The sequence below is a fragment of the Bacteroides sp. AF25-38AC genome (assembly GCF_003602995.1).
Classification (GTDB): domain Bacteria; phylum Bacteroidota; class Bacteroidia; order Bacteroidales; family Bacteroidaceae; genus Bacteroides; species Bacteroides uniformis.
In genome coordinates this window covers 1-22,537 of record NZ_QTMD01000046.1, presented here as the reverse complement: position 1 = coordinate 22,537, position 22,537 = coordinate 1, and the positions used below count along the sequence as shown (strand labels likewise).

Here is a 22,537-nt window from a genome sequence, read left to right as displayed (position 1 = left end):
TATATTGCATTGGCAATCAATTCGTTATAAAGTTTTATTCTTTTTACGACAGTCCCTACAATAGGGTTCCGGTGAAGTTGTCGGCACGGGTGTACATCAAGTCGATGGCGATGCTGCTGTCCGCTTCGGCGATGTTGACGAAACCGAGGGAGTCCAGGTAGCGGGCTGTCCGGCTTTTAGCCGGAGCCGGAGGGACGGGTGCCGCTATGGTGTCGGCGTACGGGATGGTGGTCTCCGTATCCGGGTCTTGTGTCTGCTTTGGCGCTTGTTTTCTGCTACAACCGCATAGTGAGCAGCCAAGCAGTAGATATAACAAGTAAAAGAAATATCGTTCCATCTTACAAGGCATTCTTGGCGGTAAGGATTGATTTCATCAAGGCTATGTCCGAACTGACTTCTCCCTGCATCAAGTATTTGTTTTTCCGTTGGCAGGTGGCTTCGTAAATCTCCTTTGCTTTTGCTGTGTCCTTGTCCCGGTAGAGTGCCAGGGCGCAGAGCAGCCGCTGTTTGGAAGACGTCACATCCTTATATTGCCGGATGTAGGTATCCAGCTCATCGGTATATAATTCTTCTGCCCGTGCGGTCCTCTTTGTCACCAATGCGGTGAAGAGCAGCTCGCAAGCGTTTTCCTTTATCAAAAGTCCGATGACTTCGTGCCGGTGGCTCATTATTTTCTCAAATGCATTGTAGGCGGCTTCCCATTCTTCGCAGTCGAGCAGGCGCGAGGCGCTCATCAAGGCTATGGTGACCTGCAGGGCATCTTTGTAGTTGATGTCTTCCGTTTGGCTGAACCATTCGGCAGGCATGTCCTTAGGACGCATGCCCTCTTGCACCAGTGCGTTGATGCGCAGTTGGGTGACCAGTGCCTGCTTGCTCTTGCTGTCCTTGAGAAGCAGGCGCATGTTGTCGGCATCATTGCCGATGCCGCCCATCTTCATGGGGATGCCGTTCATCCCTGCAAGGAGAATGCCAATCAAAGAGAGCATCAGAAGGAAGAATTTCAGCAGGTAAGGCAGCCCGTCTACGGTCAGCAGGGGGAGGAAGGCAAGGATGGCGGTCAGCAGGTTGGCAAGCACTCCACCCAGGTTGTACAAGGTGGTTGGGATATCTTCAAGAGGCCTTTCGGGTGGGGTAAGCAGGCATTGGCCTCCCGTTCCGGCAAGGCTGAAACGCTTGATGCATAATTTCCCGTCTTTCCGTATGAAGGTAAGGTTGAAGATGCGGAAGGAGACGAAGCGGTAGCCGGTTGCCAGTCCGCAGACAAGATGCCCGCCTTCGTGCAGAAGCACTTGCAGGAAGATGGAGAACAGCAGAATCAGTATGGCTAACAAGGAAACTCCTACTGTCTCCAGCATGCCGGTTTCGGCAAACTTGCTGTGTAAACCGTCGAACGAGTCTCCTAAAACCAGGACTCTTACACCTATTATTCCTACAAAGCCGATGCATGCCCCGACCATGAATCCTCCGGCCAATTTAAATACTTTCTTCATCCTGATATCTTGATAAATGTGTTTGCCGGCAAAGGTAAAGGATTTTATCTGAAATGCAACAGCTTGCCCCATGTATCATAAAAAGAAAGAGATTGTGATTGCCACAACCTCTTTCCGTCACCTAAACCCACTACGCAGGCTACAGATAGGGAATTATAGTAATATAGATACCCGTAATGATGGCCGAAGTGATTACTCCTGAAATATTAGCCCCCAAGGCATCTCCCAAGATGAAGGAATTGGGGTTGTCCTTGCTTACTATCTTCTGGGCAACCTTCGCCGTAGTAGGCACGCAGCTCACGGCTGCAATTCCGATGACCGGATTGTAATTGCCCCGCTTGATGAAGTACATGATGTACCCTCCAATGATTCCGCCGATACCGGAGAGCAACAGTGCGCCCATACCCAATACCAACAATTTAAGAATTTTAGGGTCGAGCAGCAGATGTGCGTCGCAAAGTACGCCCAACAACAGGCCGAGCATGAAAGTAGAACCATACAACAGCGGACCGCTTACAAAATCGTAGATATGCTTCATCCCCGACTCGCGTACTGCCACTCCGAGGAACAAGGAGAAGAACAGCGGTGAGGCAACCGGGAACAGAAAACACAGTACAGCACACAATATAGCCGAGAAAGCCAGTTTTACTTTGGCATCATAGTTTTTGGGCGGCTTCTTGCTCGTCATCTTGATGGCGCGCAGGCGTTTCGGCACCAGCAGCTTCACCAGATAGGGGTAACCGCCATATGTCAGTCCCAGATAGAGATAGGCCACTACTGTGATGGGTACAAACAGATGTTTGGCCAGGGCCAAGGAAGTGAAAAGCACCATCGGTCCGTCCGCACCTCCTACCATGGCTACGGAAGCGCTTTCTTTCAAGGACAGTCCCAATGCAGATGCGATGGGTACAGTCAGGAAAGTTCCCAATTCGGCACATAGGGCAAGGAATATGCTGGCAAACGGTTTCTGTAGCAGGAAGCCCACATCGAGCAGGGTACCGATACCCATAAATACGAAGCATGCAATCAATCCGTTGCTGAAGGTCAGGGTGTAGACCGGTTGCAGGAAGTCTATCTGCATGGTGTTCATCAAGTCGTCCGTATCCGAAAGCATCGGGTCCAGAAAGAGATTCCCCAATGTACCGTCGGGCATGAAAAGGGTGCCGCAATTAATGGCGACCATACCCAGTCCCATGGGAATCATGACCATAGGCTCCAGTACGCCTTTCCATCCCAGGTATATGAGCAGCAGGCCCAGGGCTATTAAAAATACACGGGCAGAGGAGAGCAGCCAGCCGCTTTCCATCATTGTTCCGAATCCTTGGAACAAGGTTGCAAAATCTATATTCTCCATGATTAGTCTTTGTTTTTGGTGTCGTTGTTCTTTTTAGTCTTGTTCTTGTTGTCACGGTGGCTGATGGCATCTTCCAGATACATCATATGGGTATCTTCTGGGTAGAAGTAGTCTACCAGGTTTCTTTTGGAGACACCGTGGCTTACTCCGTGGTAATAGCCCCGAGGCTTTTCGTTTTCACGGTCCACACCCCGGCTGTAGTCTTCGCGCGTGTCGTTGCCGAAGATGTTTCCGTGCATGGAGGGGGTGTGTAGCATCAGTTCCATCTTCTGGCGGAACTTCTTTATACGGCGCAGGCGGAGTAACTCCTGCTGGTGGGAACTGTAGAAATCGAGTGAATCGGCTGCGCTGGCTATCAGTTTGATGATGAATGCCACAAAGAAACCGATTGCAAAAGTGAGCCCCATCATCTCAAGGGTGGGGAGGAATAAATCGGACATAGTTATGATATTAATGTGATGAAATGGATAATAAAAAAGCGAAAGATGTACATGCAGTACACCTCCGGTAATGGTTTGCAATAAGTCCGATAAAGTCTAAATCAGGATATGCAGCAGTGCATAGATGTAGTATCCGCAGGAATAGCGGAGGGCACTGGGATTGAATGAAAGGTTGGCGCTCTCTCCGGCAGACAGATGGCTGGAAAGCAGATGCTCCAGTTGCCCGGCTGGTTTCAGAATTCTCATCTTCAGGAATTTCGGAGAGGCGTGGTTATGTGTGTATAGGCTGTTCGGACACAACGCTTCGTTGGTCCAGCAGTCGGTATTTTCGTCATTGAATAGTGAACGGTGGGTGGCTGTGTACGATGCGCACTGTGTGTAGGCGGTAAAGGAGCATTCGGAGGCCGGACTTCCGACAACTATTCCCGCCGGACTCCCGGTAGTATTCCGTGAGTCTGGCTGTTCCTCCTGGGAGATGGTAGTCAAACCCAGACAGAGGAAGGTAAACATAAGTATGTAATACAGATGTTTCATCATAGCAAGATAAAGGAACAAATAACTTTGGACAAAGTTATATATTCCGCTGTATTTTAAGATTAATTGTCTTTTTCCTCTGCAGGAAGTATTCTGAAGGACTGGTTGCGGCATTTATATGCCCAACCGTTCCTTCAGTAACCGGTATCTGGAGAGGCTTACCCGTAGCTTGACGCCACTTTTTAACGTCACTTGGTAGGTCTCTTTTCCATACTGTTCTACTCGTGATATCTGGGTTACGTTGACAATGCTCGAGCGGTGGATGCGGACAAAGTTATCTGCTGGCAAATGTGTCTCGAAGTTTTTCATGGTCTGTTCCTTGATGTACTCTCCGTCGGATGTCACCAGGGTTGCGTAGTCCCCACAAGCCTGGATGTATAATAGGTCTTCCACTTTGATGATGTGAATCCGGGAGCCGTCTTTTATCGTGATCCGGTCAATACTTTCTTCTTGTGGCAGGGGAGCGGCCTTTTCTACCTCGGGGGCGGTGAATTTTTCTGTTTGTAATGAAGTGTCTGCCACAATCTGCAGATGATACCACAAAAGGATAGCTGTCCAGGCAGGAATACCGAACAAGAGGCGGAAAGGAATGCTTGTTTGGCAGGTGTGCCTTGCCAGCGTTTGTCTTCACATCCGCCGCAAAAGCAACTGCATTCTATGCGTACTTGCCAGTCGGCGGGTATGTGCAGTTCCACTCCTCCCCAACTGCAGTCCAGGTCTATGTAGGTTTCTCCGGGTGCTATGTTCCTCTTGCTCTCCCATTCTCTTGTTCATCATCCGTTGTACCATCTTGGCACGGCGATGCACTGTCCTTTGGTGTGTCCAGTTTCTCCTATGGTGATGTCTGAGAAGGAAGATGCCGATGAGGATAAGGGCCAAGGGCTACAGCATGGCTTGGAAATTGCCGGGGAATAGCAATAAGCCTGAAAGGATAAAGAGCGAGGCGATCAGCACTTTGCCGGAGCCTGCATAGGATGGGAATCGGTGAATCCGGAGTTATCTGTTCCTCCACCAATACCAGATGAAGCGTAGCCCGGTGCCGAGAAGCGCGAGAGAAAGTCCGGTATAGAACACTGCGATGAAGGAGTCGGGCAGAAGGTGGCAGGTACGTATTACAATTCCCATTGCAATCATGCCTATCATGACAATCCATCCTTTTACGTCGAAAAAGGAAAAGGGGCAGTGCTTACCTTTCTTCTGTGAGATACGGAGAGTATGTTTCTTGTACAGCCTATGGAAAATAATGCCGGAGAACAGAAGGAATACCAGGCTGGCTTCGCAGACTTTGAATAGCCAATAATGTCCGTCATCTATCCAGCAGGTCAGGCCTATACGCAGAATATTGACTCCTGCCAATGACCATATGGTTCCGGCAGTTATGAGCAGTGTATTTGGAGATACTCCGTATTTCATGATGAAGGTTGTTTTATTACACAAATACCGGGCTTGTATGGCGGAGTCCAAAAATTAAAAGAGGCTCTATTCTATTAAGAATGAGCCTCTTGTTTGTGGACCAGCCTGGGCTTGAACCAGGGACCTCCAGATTATGAGTCTGTTGCTCTAACCAACTGAGCTGCCTCGTTATCAACACGTTAATTATCTCTGTGTAGGTTCTGAGGTCAACAATAGGTCAACACTGAACTTATTATGCAAATTTACTAAAAATCTTATTCACAATGAAACATTCTCCATTGTGATTTGCTTTGGACAAGAATAATCACTAATTTTGTGTTATTCTAAAACAGGGAGTTATGTCAAGAGATGTGGTAAAACAAGAACTATTGGCGAAACTGAAGCAAGAACACTGCTTTTGGTCGTACAATGAAAACTTAATCAAGGATATTCCAGATGATATGCTGATTGAGAAAACCTTGTTACATCTTGACTTGGAAGAAATAAACCAACTGTTTCTAATTTATCCTTTCAAGAAAATTAAGCAGGTGTGGCTGGATTATCTTGTTCCCCAAGCGGAATATCTCTACACGTTGAATCGTTTTTTTGCATGGTATTATTTCAAGGCAAAGAAGCCAGATGCTTATATAAAGTCTATGGCTACCCGCCATCTTAATAAAATGTTTGCATGAAAGGTTTAGCTCCACACACGCTGCAGGTTTTTGAAGCCGTTTCTAAGTTGGACTGCATCAAACCCTATCTCTTGGTAGGTGGCACAGCTTTGTCATTGCAAATGGGAACTCGACAAAGTGAGGACTTGGACTTTATGAAATGGCGTACCTCTAAAACAGAGAAAATGGAAGTGGCATGGTATCAGATAGAGAAAGAGCTCGCTGTAATAGGTGATATTCAGCATAAGGACATTTTAGATATAGACCATGTGGAGTATTTAGTGTCTGGAGTAAAGTTCTCCTTTTATGCCTGTCCTAAATATTCTCCTGTAAGTATGCCTGTGGAATATCTGAATAATCTCAGATTGGCAGATGTAAAGTCTATTGGAGCTATGAAGATGGAGGTGATGCTACGCAGGAGTAATTTTCGCGATTATTATGATATTTATTCCATCTTAAAGTCTGGTGTACCTATCAACGATTTGGTATCTTTAGCCCTTACCTACTCTGGACATAAATTGAAATCCAAGAATCTGTTAGCTATGCTCACCAACGGCTCTCGTTTTACAAGAGATTCCCATTTTGAGCAACTTGCACCGATTTATGCTGTAACTGCTCAAGAAATAGAAGATTATATAAAGTTTTGTTTATTATAAACTGCTGCAACATTCTTGCGAATGGGATTATATATAGAAGTATTCCTTGAAATTGTAGTAGCTTTATAAAAAGAAAAACAGCATAAGAGTTTCCTCAAATGCTGCTCTGTCTTAAGTAGATTGGTAATTAGTCAATCTTCTTGTAAGTGGTTGTTGTAATGTCATCCAATTCCTCGCTACCATCATCCATTGTGTCCCAATCCTCAAAGGCGAGAACCAACTTAGTAGCTGTAAGTTCATTAACAGTTAGGACATCTGAATAACCATCATCGTAAGAGATAGTCAGCTTATTGTCTTTCAAAGACCAACGACTTGTTTCTGTATATCCACCGTCCGCATAGCCTTCTGTGCAAGTACCGTCAGCTTTGAACTCCCATAAACCATTGGTATATGCTTCATCAGAAGTTACTACTTCCTTATCATTCTCCACTTTGTGAATCTTCTCCCAAGTGGTCTGCCATTTACCTATAAGGTTAGCTTGTTCAATGATTGTCTGTTCATCTTCATCATCACTACATGCTGTAAAGTTTACAGCCAACATGACCATTAATAAGGTCGTTCCAATTAATCTTAAAGTTTTCATTGTTGTTAAGATATAGCTCATCTTTAGTTATCTTAACAACAGTGTAAATGGTATTCTCTTCTCCCCAATCAGTTGTATAATAAGTAACGAACATATATCTGTTAGGGAAGTATTCAAATGTATCATTTTGAGTGTCATTTTCGCCTTTCTCTGTATAGGTGTTATCCTTATTAAAGGTAAGGATTTCTCCCTCTGCTCAATGTTCTTCAATTCGTCATTGACAGTTTCGATCAAGGCTCTTTTTCTGAGCAAAATCTTGTCGGCAATACTCATCAGTGAATTCTTCATATTGTTTTTAACTTTAGTGACAAGCTGTATGCCATTAAGAAAAGGGTTCTCAAACAGAGCCTGACCAATATATCCTTTGTCTGCGCATAGTTTTCCTTTGATGTTCTACGAAAACTTACCTTGCTTCAACGGTTCCCGGTCATCCACGTTTCCAGGCGTGAACATGAAATTGAGAATTTCACCCTTGTCATTGATTATCAGATGCAACTTGAATCCGAAGGACCATCCCATTGAATATTTTCCACGCTCGGCAAGTCCCTCAAATGTCTTATGAATAAGGATTCTTTGGTTACGACAAACACGTAAGGGAGTGGAGTCGACAAAACTGATGCCGGTACAGGTTCTCAGCAGGACTTTTTTGATGAAGATGGTCATGGGAAGCAATACTTCCTTCTCCAGTTCCACAAAACGGTTACCTTATATATATTCTTGAATTTGGGTTTGTAGGACAATTCCACTTCACCCACAGTATAATCTATATCCATAATGTACGATATTTAATAGGTTGGTAGATATAAAGAAAGGACAACTAACTGAATAGCTGCCCTTTCCTCTCTCAATCAACAATCCACTTAGCCCAAGAACCAAGCGTATTCACTATCTCCTAATTTGGCACGTTGGATGCCTTGTACAAACTCTGTGCAATTAAGATTCCTTTCCAAGAAGTTATCTATGTAACTTGACTTTACAGAACCATTGAGCGGGTTTAAGAGCTGCCAACCTGTAATGCTGTCCCCTGTACTCTTGAAATTCACATCAGAAACGAATGCTCTGCAAGCTGCATTAATCTGACTATCTCCCAACAATAGACGAGGTAAGCGTTTCTGTTGGTTGGGTGTAAGAGCTTGATATAATATCCTTTCACTTTAATATTCAAATCCACTTTCATAAAGAGGTGGGACAGTGTTATAAAGTTGGGGCGGTCTATGGGTAGGATGCAGTAAAGACTTCTCATTGTAAAATCAATAAGAGGATGGTTGATGGCTTCCCTGTATCTCTTTCTAATATAATCCTGCCTAATGTTACTTGTCCTGTTTTGCAAGTACTTTAATTGTATCTTCATATTCATTAGTTGCTGATTGAACATTGTTGGTAAACACTAAATATTTTTCTCACGTTCCATTTTGTAATAGTAGGCAGTGCCAAAATATATCTTGGCTTCCTTTCTGTTGTGGAACTTCTTTCCTGTTGGTAGATGAATTATCATGTCAGTTTAAATATTAGTAAATTAATAAGATAGTTTCTGCAATGAAATATAATAGGTAGTAACCTTTCCATTCTTTTTTCTCCTTGTCTTTAGATAGTTATTAAGATTAGCCCACAATCCAATGTGAACCTTATTATCTTTCACTCCCTGTTTAAGAGCCTTTGTTCTTATCTGTTCATAAGTAAATTCTTTCATTTTAGATATTCTGAATAGTTTGTAGTCTGCTTATCTGTGTGGTGAGATTATCTGTTTGTGGTACTTATTTTGGGGTCAACAATAGGTCAACAACGAAGCAAAACAGCCTGTTTCTTGTCAGTATTTCGAAAATCCAAAGAGAAGAAGTCCTAATAAAAAAGCCCCATAAACACTTGTTTATGAGGCAATTCTTTGTGGACCAGCCTGGGCTTGAACCAGGGACCTCCAGATTATGAGTCTGTTGCTCTAACCAACTGAGCTACAAGTCCGATGCATCCTTGCTTGGATAGCGGGGACAAAAGTAGCATTTTCTATTGAAATATGCAAGACTTTTGGATAAAATTCCTTATAACCTTTGTCCTTAGAACTTATAAATTCGTTTTGGATTCTTGGGAAACCAGCCTTTTTTCACTCGTTCTTCCTGCTCGAATATCTCCTTGATGGTCCAGAACGAGGAAAATGCAAAGACGCCCAAAAGGGAGGCTATCATGATGTTCTCCGTATAAAGGGAGGCAATGATGCCGCCGATGCCGAGTAAAAGGAAAATCCACCAACACTTGGTGCCCCAATAATATTCGGCTTTCACAACTATGGGGTGAAACAAGCCGATGATGAGGAATGTGCAGATACCTATGACAAGGCCCGACAGATGATATTCGTTCAAGAAATCCATTGTTGTTCGTTATTTCTCGGGGCAAATAGGAATCTCCTTCTTGATGCTCTGTTCCAGGGAAATCAAGGTCTCGGTAGCGGTTACGCCAGGAATCTCCTGCATCTTGTTGTTCAGCAAATCCATCAGATGCTCGTTGTCGCGGGCATATACCTTGGTCAGCATGGTGTACGGACCAGTGGTGAAGTGGCATTCTACGATTTCGGGAATCTTGCCCAGCTCAGCAACTACCGTCTTATACATGGAGCCCTTTTCCAGCTTGATTCCTACGTAAGTGCAGGTTCTGTATCCAAGGGACTTGGGATTTACATGATAGCCTGAGCCAACAATAACGCCAAGGTCAATCAGGCGCTGTACACGTTGATGGATGGCAGCACGTGACACGCCACATTCAGCAGCTACGTCCTTGAAAGGGATACGGGCATTTTGGGAAATGATTTCCAGAATCTGCCGGTCAAGATTGTCTATTTTTTCCATAATAGTAAATAAGTAAAGTTCTTGTTGTTATCAAATAGTAAGCAAATATAGGACTTTATTTTAATTTATCTATAAAAAGGGACGGAAAAATGAATAAAAGTGAGGGGTAACGATAAGGCGCGGATTACGCGGATTTCACGGATTTAGTTTACCAAATCCGCGTTATTCCTCGTAATCCGCGCCTAAAAGAAGTAACAAGAGGGTTTTGCCCCTCCCTTCGGATTGTTACATTACTTCTCGATACCCAGCAGTTCCACTTCGAATATCAAAGTAGAGAACGGCTTGATTTGGCTACCGGTTTCTCTTGAACCGTATGCCAGGTCGTAGGGGATATAGAGTTCCCACTTAGAGCCGACGGGCATCATGGTGAGGGCCTCTGTCCAGCCTTTGATTACCTGGTTGGCACGGAAAGTAGCAGGTTCGTTGCGCTTGTAAGAGCTATCGAATTCTGTTCCGTCAATCAGCGTACCTTTGTAGTTTACTTTCACCTTGCTGCTGTCGGCAGGAACGGCACCGTTACCCTTGGTGATGATTTTGTATTGCAGACCGCTCGGGGTAGTTACTACACCTTCTTTAGCCTTGTTCTCAGCCAGGAACTTTTCACCGGCAGCTTTGTTGTCAGCATACTTTTCTGCAGTTGCTTTTTCTTTGATGGCATCCATCTGAGTACGCATGTACTCTTGAGCTTTCATCATATCCATAGCACCACCCTTGCCGATGACACCTGCTACGAAACCTGCCAGCAGATTTTCGCGGCTGATGCTCTGTGTGGAGTCGTTGCCGAAGATTTGTTGGTTGAAGCCTTCCACCCATTGCTTGCTGACCATCTGGCCTACTTGCAGACCGGCCATGTAAGCCACGTCTTTCTTATCGATTTTGGCTGCGCCTTCGTTGAAACCTTTCAGGAATTCTGACATCTGGGTTGAGTCAATGCCTTGTTGTGCAAGATACTGGTCCAAACCTTCTGTACGTGCCATACCGATGGCGTAAGATAATGAGTCGATGTCCGTCTTCAAATCAGCTTTCGGACTTTGAGCAGTACAAGATGCCATGCCGGCAGCTACTGCAAGAGCCATGAGAAATGTTACTTTTTTCATTTTGCTTTTACTTGTTTGTTTATTTAGATAAAATTTTCTGTAATTCGACTTCGAATACGAGCGTGCTGTGGGGAGGAATCATCTCGCCGGCACCCTGCGCTCCGTATGCCAGGTCGCTGGGGATGTAGAGTTTCCACTTGGCACCTTCGGGCATAAGCTGAAGGGCTTCCACCCAACCGGGTATCACTTGGTTTACACCGAATGTGGCAGGCTGGCCGCGCTTGATGGAGCTGTCGAACAGCGTTCCGTCAATCAGTGTGCCTTCGTAGTGGCATTGTACCTGGTCGGTTGCTTTGGCATAGTGACCGACGTTTCCTTCTGTGATAACTTCGTATTGAAGTCCGCTGGGAAGCGTAACAACTCCCTCGCGTTTTTTGTTCTCTTCCAGGAACTTTTTGCCGGCTTCTATGTTTGCTGCGTTCATCTTCTCCTCCAGTTCGGCGAAGTACTTGTTGACGATGTCACGGGCTTCTGTGTGGCTGATTGCCGTCTGGTTGCCCTCCAAAACGTCTTTGATTGCTTGTGCAAAGTCATCTACTGCAATGCCTTTGGCACCCATGCTTAAAAGATTCTGACCTATTCCAAGGCCGATAGCATAACTGAATTTGTCCATAAGATTCTTTTGTTGACGACCGGATTGGTTTCTTTTCCAGTCTATTGCAAATTTATGAGTGGCAAAAGTACGTCTTTTATTTGAATGATAAGGCTTTTAAGTATTTAATTTTTCTTATTTATATCACAACTTGAACATTCTTCTTATATTTGTCTTACTTTAATAAAGGAAAGGAGCGGAAAATGAAGAACTTGGTCATATTGTCGGGTGCTGGTATGAGCGCCGAGAGCGGCATCAGCACATTCCGTGATGCGGGCGGATTATGGGACAAATATCCGGTGGAGCAGGTGGCGACTCCCGAGGGGTATGCACGTAATCCGGAACTGGTCATTAATTTCTATAACGAACGTCGCAAGCAGTTGCTCGATGTGGTGCCGAATGCCGGGCATCTGGGCGTTGCCGACCTGGAGAGGGATTTCAATGTAACGGTCGTCACCCAGAACGTAGATAATCTGCACGAGCGTGCCGGCAGTACGCACGTGATACACTTGCATGGGGAACTGACGAAGGTTTGTTCCAGCCGCGACCCTTATAATCCGCATTTCGTCAAGGAACTGGCGCCGGAGGAATATGAAGTAAAGTTGGGCGACAAGGCGGGCGACGGTACGCAGCTCCGCCCGTTCATCGTGTGGTTTGGCGAGTCGGTGCCGGAGATTGAGACTGCCATCCGGTATGTGGAGCAGGCGGACATCTTCGTCATCATCGGCACCAGCCTGAACGTTTATCCCGCTGCGGGACTGCTGAACTACGTGCCCCGTGCCGCCGAAGTGTATCTGATAGACCCCAAGCCGGTGGACACGCACGTCATGCGTCCGATACATGTCATTCAAAAGGGAGCTTCGGAAGGGGTAAAAGAGTTGAAGGCGCTGCTTACAGTTACCCAGCCTCCTTTGCCTTAGGACTTAATCTCCTACGTCTTAGGACTTAGCCCCTCACGGTATAGGACTTAATATGCAGAACATCCGGATGTCTTTCTCCAAAACACCCGGATGTTTTACCCCAAAACATGGGGATGTTTTGCCCCATTACATCCGGATGTTTTAGGTGAAAACATGGGGATGTTTTGGGTACTCACTCCTATACTGTAGAGAGCTGGGTATAGGGGAGATTCCCGCAAGGTATAGGTCTTGCGGGAACAAAGTATATTTGTCCTCGAAATTTGTGCTATTTCTTTATCACGGCCCGTAATACGAACCAGGCATGATGGGCTACGGTACTCATCAGTCCGTAATGCCGCGCCATGATGCGGAAGCGTTCGCGCAGGGATGCTTGCCGGTTCTGGGTGGTCATTCCCTCTTCCAGATAGTCGATGAGGGTGAGATGGGTATTGTGCAAGGTCCGTGCCTTCTTCATCACCCGGATGCACCAGTCGAAGTCGGCGGAGAAGCGGTATTGCAGGTCGTAGGGTTCTACAAGGGAAGCTTTGGCAAAGAAGGCCTGATGGCAGACCAGCATGCCCTGCTTGAAGCTTCGCCAGGTAAGCACTTCCGGGGCGGCGAGGCGGCGCATGCGGATGAAGTGACCTTCCTTGTCCACCAGTTCCGTTTCGCCGTACAGCACGTCGGGTAGTTCGTTGCCGGAGATGGAACGCACCATCTGCTGCAAGGTGTCGTCCTCGTGGAAGCTGTCGCCGGCATTGAGGAAGCAGAGGTAATCGCCGGTGGCAAGGCGGATGCCTTTGTTCATGGCGTCGTACAGTCCCTTGTCCGGTTCGCTCACGATGCGGGTGATGCGGTCGCGGTAACGGTCGATGATGGAGAGCGTGCCGTCTTTGGACGCACCGTCCACAAGGATGTATTCTACGTGGTGGTAGGTTTGCGAGATAACGCTTTGAATCGTGTCCTCCAGTACCGCTTCGGCATTGTAGGTCACGGTGATGATGCTGAATTTCGGGGTGGGGTGGTTATGCATTTCTTCCGGTTACTTTGTTGTAAAGGTCAATGTATTTCTTGGCGACGACGTTCTCCGAATAGTGGGAGATGGCTTTCCGGCAGGCTTGTTCCGAGAGGCTGGGGTAGTCGGGTTCGGTCAGCGTCCAGTAGATGCCGTTGGCAAAGTCTTCCGAGGATTTGTATTGTGCCACGTAGCCGTTGTGCAGATGGTCTATCATCTCAGGGATGCCGCCCACGTTGAATCCGACGCAGGGAATGCCGCATGCCATGGCTTCCATGATGGTGTTCGGCAGGTTCTCTTCCAGCGAGGGGGTCACGAAGATGTCCACGGCATTGTAGATGTTCACCAGTTGGTGTTCGTTGCTGACGAAGTTCAGCGGGTAGACTTTGAATGGAAGCAGGTTTTCCAGTTGTTGCGATTGGTTGCCGAAGACGACGACACCCAACTGTTCCCGGAGTTCGGGATGCTTGTCAGCCAGCAGTCGGCACGATTCTATCAGGTAGTCGATGCCTTTCCGTTTGTCCGTAATCTTCACCGAGCCGAACAACATGAGCTTTTTGTCTTGCGGCAGTAGGCAACGGCTGCGGGCTTCCTGTCGGTTGCGGGGCTTGAAGAGGTTGGTGTTGATGGGGTTGGGGATGCACGTCACGGCATGTCCGCAGAAGAGGGCGCTTGTCCGGGCACGTTCTTCCAGCCAGCGGCTGCAGGTGACGAAGTTGATGTGACGGTTGCGATATAGATTCTGCTTTTTCCGGAAGATGCGGTAGGAAAGGTCACGCTTGCCTCCGCCTCCGTGGATGAAGGGGCAGTTGTGGCATTCCTGCCGGTAACGGGTGCACTCGCGGGCATGGTGACAGATGCCGGTGCAGGGCCACATGTCGTGCATGGTCCAGACGACGGGCTTGCCCGAGGCGAGAATCTTCTCGATATTCCTCAGCGAGAGCATCCCTTGGTTTATCCAGTGCAGATGGATGACGTCTGCCTGCTGGAATTCGGGCAGTGAGGTGATGTCTGTCCCCGTGTTGGCTATGTCCACGGCAAAGATGTTCTTTTTGTTGAAGCGGTTGGCGCTCCAGATGACGATGCGCTCCCAGACGAACTTCCACACCATGCGCCAGTTATGGTCCAGTGACACAACGGAGATTTGGTCGGTCTGCTTGTCGCGTACCAGCAGCTTGGCTTTGATGCCGTGGTTCTTGAGTGATTCCATCAGACGGCTGGCGGCGATGGCTGCGCCGCCGATGCGTTCGGAGGTATTGATAAGTAGTACTCTCATGACTGTTGTTCGTTTCTTCTTTTTTGAATGTTTTTTCTTGTTACAGATGCCGGTCTTGTTTCGTCCATTTCCGGATACGCTTTTGCAGCGTTTGCCATATGATGGTGAAGTTGCCGTACCGTAGGTTCAACGCCAGTTCCTCGAACGACCGTGCAATCTTTATCCAGGGATGCCGCCATGCCATGATGCGGTAAACGCTATCCTTGTAGGCTGTGTTCTCGATGACGTGGCGAGGGTGCTTCAGTGGAAACTCCACTTCGTAGCGTTTCATGGTGAAGATGCGGCGGTAACCGCGCGGCATGGTGTGCACGGAGCCGGCAAAGTGGGTGGAGTCGGCAGTGGCTCCCAGATTGTTTATCATGTTGCGGGTGGGCACGATGCTCAGACCCGAATTGAACAACATGGAAGCGTGGAAGATGGTTTCGTAATAGGCTTTCTCGTGTTCGCGGTGGCGTTGGCACATGTAGATGAAGTCTTTGCGGTAGCGCCGTGTGTGGATGAGGTTCTTCAGTTGCCGCATGTTCTCCTTGTCGTCCAGGAAGGTGTAGAATTCATCCCATTGGTCCGTCACCCGCCGCCAGCTCGCCCATCCCCAGATGGAGAAGGTGGTGGCGAAGAAGTAGTCGGAAGTGATGTCCGGTGTAATCTCCTCGTTGTTGAATCCGGCAATCATGCTGATGCGTGTGTCGTGCTCATACTTGTCGAGCAGTTCCTTGCAGAAGCCGAAGAAAGAGACGGCAGGCACGTCGTCATCCTCAAGCACGATACATTTGTCCGACAAGGAGAATGCCCACTTCTGTGCCATGTATTCCGATGGGTCGCAGCCGTAGTTCTTCTCTTGGTAGTTGTGGTGTACTTCGCATTCCCAGTCGATGTCTGCCACTACTTTGCGACAAGCTTCTATGCCCGGCATGTCACGCTCGCCGCGCGGGCCGTCCTGATAGAGAAACAGTCGTGCGGGGCGTGCTTTCTTCACTTGTTCGAATACTTGCGCCAGCAGTTTGGGGCGGTTGAAGAAAAGAATCAGTACAGATACATCTACAAGGGCTGGTTTCATGGCAATTTTGTTGGATTAGGAGGTGGCTATATGGTCATTTGGTATGTTGAAAGAAAGAACTGCCGGATAATGATTGTTTATCTTGTCCTGCTCTTCTTCTGTATACCGGTGTAAAGTGGGATAGTTGTACCGTAGAAAGTTTTCCAATCCATCAGGTGCTTTCAGATAAAGTGGACCGAATTTGATTGGTTGTAAATGGTTGAGACTCGTCTCCAAAACATGGTCGGTAGTGGTAATCACATTGTTGTAATACAAAGTTTTCCATGAGTTGAAACAACTTTGCATTATCACCATCAAACGGTAGATTGTCTTTTTAGAGAGTGTCATATCAACTATCCGGTTCAGAAGGCAGGCAACAGCTCCACGATTGGTAGGGTTGGATATTTGACATTTTCCGAAGTGTTTCCATAGCCATACCTCTTTTCCCATCAGGCAGCATTTCAGAAAGTTGACGGCTTCATATTGTATCTTCCTTAATAGCTTATTGTTTGGAATACGGTCAAAAGGGAATATATCGACAAAGATTCCCTGATGCATAGGTACATCTTTAAACATCTCTTCGACAAACAAGGTGTTGTTTTTCTTGACTTTGGCAAAGTAATAAGGACTATGAGGGTCGGTATGTATCCATGAAAGAAAGTATGGTTCTCTCAGTTCTTGGGAGGCTATCTGGAGAAACTTATTGTAGTCTTCCCGTTTCATACCTATATCTATGTCGTCATCCCAAGGAAGAATCGCTTTGTCATAGAGTGCCCCTATTGCTGTTCCGCCGATTACAAAATAGGGAATATTGTGTTTGTCGCAGATGCGCACAATCTCTTCCAGTATTTCGTATAGCACCTGATGTAGTTGGGTCAGTTCTTCTGGGGTATATTGCTTCACCATGGATACCATTTTTGATTGATGTCTGCAAAAATAATGATAATAGTTGAAAGGAGCACTTTCCATTTCAATCTTCTTTTGCGAAATCGGACTTGAGTTTTTCTATCAGTGTGTCGGACTCCCCGCTTACCACTTTCCGGCAGAACATCTTTCCAGACTGTCGCAATACCGGCAGGTCCTCGAGTGTCATCACGCGGATGGATACGCCGTAGTCTATGTAGTGCAAGGGGGTGAGACGGGTAAGTCCGGGGTATTCTCCCTCTAAAAGAAGCCCTTTTGAGGCAAAAGGGGAGTTGAATACGATGGTCTGTATGCACAGTTCGCTGGGTACAAAGCTGGTTCTGAAATACTTCACCAGCTTCTCCTCCGTGCACAACTTTTCATATACATATCGTGCGCAGGGCAACGTGATGGCCCAATAGTCGGAACCGAAATAGACATCTGCCTGCTTGCCTTCCAAGGGTGCAAAAGGGGCTTTCCGGATGGGGAGTATCTGTGCCAGCTTGCGCGATGCTACGATGAGTTTGTTCTTCCACCATATACTCTTCCAAGGCAGGTCACGGAAAGGGTGGTAATGGGTTATCTTGTGCAACTGCTGTTTCACGGTGCAGTGTGTCAGGTTGAAACCGCCGATGAATTCAGTGTCTTGATGCTCCTCGAAATAGCGGTGGATGGCGTTGTTGTTCCATAACGGATAGTCTTGCCCGCTCAGGCATACTACACGGGTATAGGGGATGCCGCTGTGCAATACGGCGGCAAGCAATTCTTTCTGATATTCCACTTGTTCCCATCCTCCCCAGCTTATCCGGTGGCGGGGCACGAAAGTAACCTTGTCTCCCAAGGCTTCTTCAAAAGGGTGTATATCGGCATTGAGGTCGATGTGCACGTAGAAGTCTGCCCGGTCATCCAGTGCGGCAACCAGGCGTGCCAAGTGTGGGGCATCCTTGTAGGCGGATATGATGTAGGCTATGCGGCTCATGCTCTTTTTTTCTTTAAGAGGAATTCAATGCTTTCCCGGAAGATGGTAGATTGTAGTTTCCACAAAACCAGTGCATAAAGCCCAGCTACCATAATGATTTTGGCTGCCATATTTAAGTATAGGTTTTCTATGGGCTGAGTGGCATAGTGAGTTGACACTACGAGTACAATGGATAGGGAGAGATAAGGAGAGATGTCTTTCAGCATATCGCGCAGTCTTAATCCTATCTCCCTCTTGACAAAACGGAACCATACAAACAGCCAGCCGATATTGATAATGACGAAAATACGCAGCATCCACTCCAACCCGTATGGGTATATGGCACATACAGCTACTATTTGCAGCAGGCTCAAGCTGATGGTGCTCCACATATAGATAGAAGAATGCCCCCGGCTGATGAGCAGGTTGGAGAACAGATTGATGACGGGAATAAATGCTCCCCAAATACATAACAGTTGCAAGATATCGGCACTGGGCAGCCACTTCTCCGTGATAGTGATTATAATCAGTTCTTTCGATACCAAGCTCAATCCCAGCATGGCGGGGAAAGAGATAAAGGCGGTGAAGCGCAGCAGCTTTCTGAATACGGCAAGTTGCCGTGCCTTGTCGTCGGCAACCCGGGTAAAGACGGGTTGTGCAATGCCGTTTATCATGCCCGTAATCGTGGTATGTCCCATGCCGTTCCACTTGTTTGCCTGCGTAAAGTTACCCACTTCCCGTTCCGAATAGAACTTACCCAACAAGACGGAAAACAAATTGTTATTGATTATGGTGAAGATATTCGTAATGATTATCTTACTGCTGAACCCTATCATCTCCTTAATGGGTGTAAAGTCGAACCGGAAGCGGGGTCTCCAACGCGAGAAGTAGAAGTTAAGAATCGTCATCACGGTGACGAATGAGATACTTTGCAATGCAATACCCCAATAGGCGAATCCGTTGACAGCCAGTGTGATGCCCACAATGCCGGAGACTATCAGACTCGAAATGGAGATGACGGTAGTGTCCTTGATTCTGAGATTCTTGAACAGATACGCTCTCGGTGCGATGCTCATGCTTGAGATGACGAATCCGAGGAAGGAGAGACGTGACAGCGGTATCAATTCGGGCGTATCGTAGAAGTCGGCAATCAGCGGTGCGGCAAAGAAGAGTAATATATATATAGTAGTGCTGCACATCAGGCTGAACCAGAACACGGCGTTGTAATCCTTGTGCAAAGTCTCCTTCCGGTTGGTCAGTGCCGAAATGAACCCACCCTCCTGCAAGGCGGCGGCAATGGCGGAGAAGATGGTAAGCATCCCTACCATACCATAATCCGAAGCATCCAGCAGACGGGCAAGGACTATTCCGAATCCCAGATTTAACAACTGCTGTATGCCGTTGCTGAATCCTCCCCAGAAGAGGCCTTTGGCTGTTTTTTCTTTGAGTGATGTATCGGACATAGTTTATTGGTTGATAAGGTAACGAGTTAACAAGGCCACGAGGCTTTTCCTTCCTCCTTGTAGCCTTGTTAACTCGTTACCTTGTTACTGTTTTATTTCACCTCGCTGCCCGGCTTCACCTCTTTCAGCAGTGAAGTCACCGCCAGCGAGCCGTCATAATTCTCGGCAGAGAGAATCATTCCTTCACTTACCAGCCCGTTCTTGAATTGGCGTGGAGCGAGGTTGGCGATGAACAGCACTTGCTTGCCTACCAGTTCTTCCGGTTTGTAGTGCTGGGCAATGCCGCTGACGATGGTGCGGTTTTCCAGCCCGTCGGCAATCTTGAACTTCAGCAGCTTCTTCATCTTGGGCACTGCCTCGCATTCAAGCACTGTACCTACGCGGATATCCAGCTTTTCAAAGTCTTCGAAGGCGATGGTCGGCTTGATGGGGTTTGCCTTGTAGGTGGCGGCTTCGTTTGCCTTCTTGGTGGCAAGCAGCTTGTCTACTTGTGCCTGGATGACGTCGTCTTCTATCTTTTCGAACAGCAGTTCGGGGGTGCCCAGCTGATGTCCGGCAGGCAACAGGTCGGTGTGTCCCAGCTCTGCCCAGTCAAAGCTGTCCATGTTCAGCATCTTGCGAAGCTTCTCGCTGCTGAAGGGCAGGAACGGTTCGAAAGCAATGGCAAGGTTGGCGACCAACTGCAACGAGATGTGGAGAATGGTGGCTACGCGCTCCATGTCTGTCTTGGCAAGCTTCCACGGCTCGGTGTCTGCCAGGTATTTGTTTCCGATGCGGGCAAGGTTCATCGCTTCCTTCTGTGCGTCGCGGAATTTGAATACGTCCAGCAACTTCTCCACTTCTGCCTTGACGTCGGCAAATTCTTTCAGCGTCTCGCGGTCGTAGTCGTTCAGTTCGCCTGCGGCGGGCACTACGCTGTCGAAGTACTTCTTGGTGAGTTGCAGGGCGCGGTTCACGAAGTTGCCATAAACGGCAACCAGCTCGTTGTTATTACGTGCCTGGAAGTCCTTCCAGGTGAAGTCGTTGTCTTTTGTCTCCGGTGCGTTGGCGGTCAGCACGTAGCGCAGCACATCCTGCTTGCCGGGGAAGTCAACGAGATACTCGTGCAGCCATACCGCCCAGTTGCGTGAAGTGGAAATCTTGTCGCCCTCCAGGTTCAGGAACTCGTTGCTCGGCACGTTGTCCGGCAGGATGTAGCTACCCTCTGCCTTCAGCATGGCGGGGAACACGATGCAGTGGAACACGATATTGTCTTTTCCGATGAAGTGTACCAGACGCGTTTCGGGGTCTTTCCACCATTTCTCCCATGTGTCGGGCAGCAACTCTTTGGTGTTGCTGATGTAGCCGATAGGGGCGTCGAACCATACATAGAGCACTTTGCCCTCGGCGCCCTCTACGGGAACGGGAATACCCCAATCCAGGTCGCGGCTCACGGCACGCGGCTGCAAGCCCATGTCGAGCCAGCTCTTGCATTGGCCATAAACATTGGGACGCCACTCCTTATGGTCTTCCAGAATCCATTGGCGAAGCCATTCCTCGTGTTTGTCCAGCGGCAGATACCAGTGCTTCGTCTCACGCATCACGGGCTGGCTGCCGCTGATGGCACTCTTCGGATTAATCAGGTCCGTGGGGCTGAGGCTGGTGCCGCACTTCTCGCATTGGTCGCCGTAAGCGCCTTCGGCATGGCAGTGGGGGCACTCGCCGGTGATGTAGCGGTCGGCAAGGAAGGTCTTGGCTTCTTCGTCGTAATACTGCATGCTGGTCTTTTCGATGAATTCTCCCTTATCGTACAGCTTGCGGAAGAAGTCGGAAGCCGTGTCGTGATGCGTCTTTGAAGTAGTACGGCTGTACACGTCGAAGGAAACGCCGAACTCTTCGAAAGACTTCTTTATAAGCGTATGATAGCGGTCCACCACGTCTTGCGGGGTGATGCCTTCCTTCTTGGCGCGGATGGTGATGGGCACTCCGTGTTCGTCGGAGCCGCCGATGAAGATTACATCTTCCTTTTTCAGTCGCAGGTAGCGGACATAAATGTCGGCAGGAACATAAACGCCTGCCAGGTGTCCGATATGAACCGGGCCGTTGGCATACGGCAATGCCGAGGTCACGGTGGTACGTTTGAATTTCTTTTCCATTGTGTTATTATGTATCTCTTTTGTTATGAACGCTTTTAGTGGCACAAAGATAGCTGTTTTCTGCAAAATATGAGTATTCTTCCAGATTCTTTCCAGATTTAGGCTTCATCTTTGCCATACAAAATGAACAAACTTGGTATTGATAATGTAAAAAAACGAAATGACTATGAAACTGGAAAAGTACTTCTTATTATTGGCGTTAGGCGTGTTTGCCTTTGCCTTGCAAAGCTGTGATGATGACGACAACGACGGAATCTCCGTGCCCGCGGAACTGAGTAATGCGTTGGCCAAGGAGCATCCCAATGCCCAGCGTATAGAATGGGAAACAAAAGGTGCATATTATGTGGCTGATTTCCATGAGGACAATTTCGAAAAGGAGGCCTGGTTCACCAAAGACGGTGTATGGCAGATGACCGAAACCGACCTCCGTTATGCAGACCTTCCCGCTCCGGTGAGAAGCTCTTACGAGAGTAGTACCTATTATAATGTATGGAAGGTGGAAGATGTAGACAAGCTGGAACGTAAGAAAATGGCTGTTGTCTACATCATCGAAGTGGAGAAAGGTAATCAGGAAATGGACCTCTATTATTCGGAGGACGGCATTCTGGTGAAGGAAGTGGCCGATGCGCACAACGGCGGTTCTCCCGAAGATTATCTCCCTTCTGATATTTCCGCTGCCATCAAAGATTTTATAGCAGAGAAATATCCCAATGCCCGCATTGTGGATATTGAAAAAGAAAAGAACGGTATGACGGAAGTCGAAATCGTGCACGGAAGTATCAGCAAGGATGTGATGTTCACCGCTGAGGGTGCATGGGCCTATACTATCTGGGATATCAGTAAGAGACATCTGGAGGATGTAGTGAAGAACGCCGTTACGGCTGCCCATCCCGGTTATGTCATTGATGATGCCGACTTTATTGAGACTCCCGATGGCAGTTACTTTTTGGTAGAGATGGAGCAGGGGGAAAGGGAAATCTACGTAAAGGTGACAGCGGAAGGTGAAATACTGCCATAGTCTTATACTGAATACTTCCCTTTAAATCAGCGTATTGTATTTACCGCTTGTTTACCTTCTAATGTAAAGCAGTTTACCATAGGGTGTAACGGCCGTTACTCCATATTGTAACGGTCGTTACACCATAGTGTAATGTCTTTTCCTGATTTAGCTAGACGCTTTTTCTTTTTATAACCGATATCAGTAGA

21 protein-coding genes, 2 tRNA genes and 6 pseudogenes are annotated in these 22,537 nt (G+C 47.6%); 4 read left to right on the top strand and 25 right to left on the bottom strand.

Annotated features, from left to right (window positions below):
- Positions 1–58: 58 nt before the first annotated feature.
- The 8 genes and pseudogenes from DWY55_RS20390 to DWY55_RS20355 form a co-directional block, all read right to left on the bottom strand.
- Positions 59–337, bottom strand: a pseudogene (locus DWY55_RS20390) (D-alanyl-D-alanine dipeptidase); the annotation flags it as partial.
- A gap of 1 nt (position 338) precedes the next feature.
- Positions 339–1,490 carry a hypothetical protein gene (locus tag DWY55_RS20385; RefSeq protein ID WP_034526008.1) on the bottom strand — a complete coding sequence of 384 codons (1,152 nt, stop codon included), beginning with the start codon at positions 1,488–1,490 and terminating at the stop codon, positions 339–341.
- Between the two features lie 139 nt (positions 1,491–1,629).
- Positions 1,630–2,844: a sodium ion-translocating decarboxylase subunit beta gene (locus DWY55_RS20380; protein WP_005830884.1), complete on the bottom strand. Its 1,215-nt coding sequence runs from the start codon at positions 2,842–2,844 to the stop codon at positions 1,630–1,632.
- 2 nt (positions 2,845–2,846) lie between these two features.
- Positions 2,847–3,284, bottom strand: coding sequence for a hypothetical protein (locus DWY55_RS20375; protein WP_005830882.1), 438 nt, complete (start codon positions 3,282–3,284; stop codon positions 2,847–2,849).
- Positions 3,285–3,380: 96 nt separating this feature from the next.
- The gene (locus DWY55_RS20370; RefSeq protein WP_229094668.1) at positions 3,381–3,821 is read right to left on the bottom strand and encodes a hypothetical protein; all 441 of its coding nucleotides are present in this window, start codon (positions 3,819–3,821) and stop codon (positions 3,381–3,383) included.
- Between the two features lie 111 nt (positions 3,822–3,932).
- Positions 3,933–4,412, bottom strand: a pseudogene (locus tag DWY55_RS20365) (LytR/AlgR family response regulator transcription factor); the annotation flags it as partial.
- Positions 4,413–4,814: 402 nt separating this feature from the next.
- Positions 4,815–5,231, bottom strand: coding sequence for a hypothetical protein (locus tag DWY55_RS20360; protein ID WP_005830871.1), 417 nt, complete (start codon positions 5,229–5,231; stop codon positions 4,815–4,817).
- Between the two features lie 96 nt (positions 5,232–5,327).
- A tRNA-Met gene (locus DWY55_RS20355) sits at positions 5,328–5,393 on the bottom strand.
- Positions 5,394–5,569: 176 nt separating this feature from the next.
- On the opposite strand from DWY55_RS20355, the gene DWY55_RS20350 reads away from it, so the two are divergent.
- Together DWY55_RS20350 and DWY55_RS20345 are read left to right on the top strand one after the other, a co-directional pair.
- Positions 5,570–5,902, top strand: coding sequence for a hypothetical protein (locus DWY55_RS20350; RefSeq protein WP_005830869.1), 333 nt, complete (start codon positions 5,570–5,572; stop codon positions 5,900–5,902).
- Positions 5,899–6,537 (top strand): nucleotidyl transferase AbiEii/AbiGii toxin family protein, encoded by a 639-nt coding sequence (locus tag DWY55_RS20345; RefSeq protein WP_005830867.1) that lies wholly within the window; start codon positions 5,899–5,901, stop codon positions 6,535–6,537. The genes DWY55_RS20350 and DWY55_RS20345 overlap by 4 nt, the downstream gene beginning before the upstream one ends.
- 127 nt (positions 6,538–6,664) lie before the next feature.
- Here DWY55_RS20345 and DWY55_RS20340 read toward each other — a convergent pair whose 3' ends face one another.
- The 10 genes and pseudogenes from DWY55_RS20340 to DWY55_RS20285 form a co-directional block, all read right to left on the bottom strand.
- Positions 6,665–7,120 carry a lipocalin family protein gene (locus DWY55_RS20340; RefSeq protein ID WP_005830863.1) on the bottom strand — a complete coding sequence of 152 codons (456 nt, stop codon included), beginning with the start codon at positions 7,118–7,120 and terminating at the stop codon, positions 6,665–6,667.
- A 180-nt stretch (positions 7,121–7,300) separates the two neighbouring features.
- Positions 7,301–7,822 (bottom strand): annotated as a pseudogene (locus tag DWY55_RS20330) (IS982 family transposase); the annotation flags it as partial.
- Positions 7,819–7,893 (bottom strand): annotated as a pseudogene (locus DWY55_RS20325) (DNA repair protein); the annotation flags it as partial. The pseudogenes DWY55_RS20325 and DWY55_RS20330, both read right to left, overlap by 4 nt.
- A gap of 87 nt (positions 7,894–7,980) precedes the next feature.
- A pseudogene (locus DWY55_RS20320) lies at positions 7,981–8,262 on the bottom strand (DUF3871 family protein); the annotation flags it as partial.
- Between the two features lie 168 nt (positions 8,263–8,430).
- A pseudogene (locus DWY55_RS22430) lies at positions 8,431–8,615 on the bottom strand (hypothetical protein).
- Positions 8,616–9,005: 390 nt separating this feature from the next.
- Positions 9,006–9,079 (bottom strand) — tRNA-Ile (locus DWY55_RS20305).
- Between the two features lie 92 nt (positions 9,080–9,171).
- The gene (locus tag DWY55_RS20300) at positions 9,172–9,483 is read right to left on the bottom strand and encodes a DUF4491 family protein (RefSeq protein WP_005834338.1); all 312 of its coding nucleotides are present in this window, start codon (positions 9,481–9,483) and stop codon (positions 9,172–9,174) included.
- Between the two features lie 9 nt (positions 9,484–9,492).
- The gene (locus DWY55_RS20295) at positions 9,493–9,957 is read right to left on the bottom strand and encodes an Lrp/AsnC family transcriptional regulator (RefSeq protein WP_005830846.1); all 465 of its coding nucleotides are present in this window, start codon (positions 9,955–9,957) and stop codon (positions 9,493–9,495) included.
- Positions 9,958–10,187: 230 nt separating this feature from the next.
- Complete coding sequence (locus DWY55_RS20290; protein ID WP_005830844.1) at positions 10,188–11,054, bottom strand: FKBP-type peptidyl-prolyl cis-trans isomerase; 867 nt, start codon at positions 11,052–11,054, stop codon at positions 10,188–10,190.
- 19 nt (positions 11,055–11,073) lie between these two features.
- A complete protein-coding gene (locus tag DWY55_RS20285) occupies positions 11,074–11,667 on the bottom strand; it encodes an FKBP-type peptidyl-prolyl cis-trans isomerase (protein WP_005830842.1) in 594 nt (197 codons plus the stop codon).
- Positions 11,668–11,849: 182 nt separating this feature from the next.
- Between DWY55_RS20285 and DWY55_RS20280 the strand changes: the two genes are divergently transcribed.
- Complete coding sequence (locus DWY55_RS20280) at positions 11,850–12,566, top strand: SIR2 family NAD-dependent protein deacylase (protein ID WP_008662496.1); 717 nt, start codon at positions 11,850–11,852, stop codon at positions 12,564–12,566.
- Between the two features lie 265 nt (positions 12,567–12,831).
- Here the strand turns inward: DWY55_RS20280 and DWY55_RS20275 are convergent, their stop codons facing one another.
- The 7 genes from DWY55_RS20275 to metG all read right to left on the bottom strand — a co-directional run bounded on the left by DWY55_RS20275 (position 12,832) and on the right by metG (position 21,331).
- Complete coding sequence (locus DWY55_RS20275) at positions 12,832–13,578, bottom strand: glycosyltransferase family 2 protein (protein ID WP_022400784.1); 747 nt, start codon at positions 13,576–13,578, stop codon at positions 12,832–12,834.
- Positions 13,571–14,836, bottom strand: a complete 1,266-nt coding sequence (locus DWY55_RS20270; RefSeq protein ID WP_022400783.1) for a glycosyltransferase family 4 protein — start codon at positions 14,834–14,836, stop codon at positions 13,571–13,573. The genes DWY55_RS20275 and DWY55_RS20270 overlap by 8 nt, the downstream gene beginning before the upstream one ends.
- A 40-nt stretch (positions 14,837–14,876) precedes the next feature.
- A complete protein-coding gene (locus tag DWY55_RS20265) occupies positions 14,877–15,893 on the bottom strand; it encodes a hemolysin activation protein (RefSeq protein ID WP_117879176.1) in 1,017 nt (338 codons plus the stop codon).
- A 15-nt stretch (positions 15,894–15,908) separates the two neighbouring features.
- Entirely contained in the window at positions 15,909–16,778 is an 870-nt protein-coding gene (locus DWY55_RS20260) for a phosphorylcholine transferase LicD (protein WP_005834345.1), read from the bottom strand.
- A gap of 64 nt (positions 16,779–16,842) precedes the next feature.
- The gene (locus tag DWY55_RS20255; protein ID WP_117879177.1) at positions 16,843–17,754 is read right to left on the bottom strand and encodes a beta-1,6-N-acetylglucosaminyltransferase; all 912 of its coding nucleotides are present in this window, start codon (positions 17,752–17,754) and stop codon (positions 16,843–16,845) included.
- Positions 17,751–19,196 (bottom strand): lipopolysaccharide biosynthesis protein, encoded by a 1,446-nt coding sequence (locus tag DWY55_RS20250; protein WP_117879178.1) that lies wholly within the window; start codon positions 19,194–19,196, stop codon positions 17,751–17,753. Before DWY55_RS20250 ends, DWY55_RS20255 begins: the two co-directional genes overlap by 4 nt.
- 92 nt (positions 19,197–19,288) lie before the next feature.
- Positions 19,289–21,331, bottom strand: coding sequence for a methionine--tRNA ligase (gene metG / locus DWY55_RS20245; protein ID WP_009037611.1), 2,043 nt, complete (start codon positions 21,329–21,331; stop codon positions 19,289–19,291).
- A gap of 166 nt (positions 21,332–21,497) precedes the next feature.
- Here metG and DWY55_RS20240 point away from each other — a divergent pair, with 166 nt between their 5' ends.
- Positions 21,498–22,349 carry a PepSY-like domain-containing protein gene (locus DWY55_RS20240; protein WP_165859531.1) on the top strand — a complete coding sequence of 284 codons (852 nt, stop codon included), beginning with the start codon at positions 21,498–21,500 and terminating at the stop codon, positions 22,347–22,349.
- Positions 22,350–22,537 lie beyond the last annotated feature (188 nt).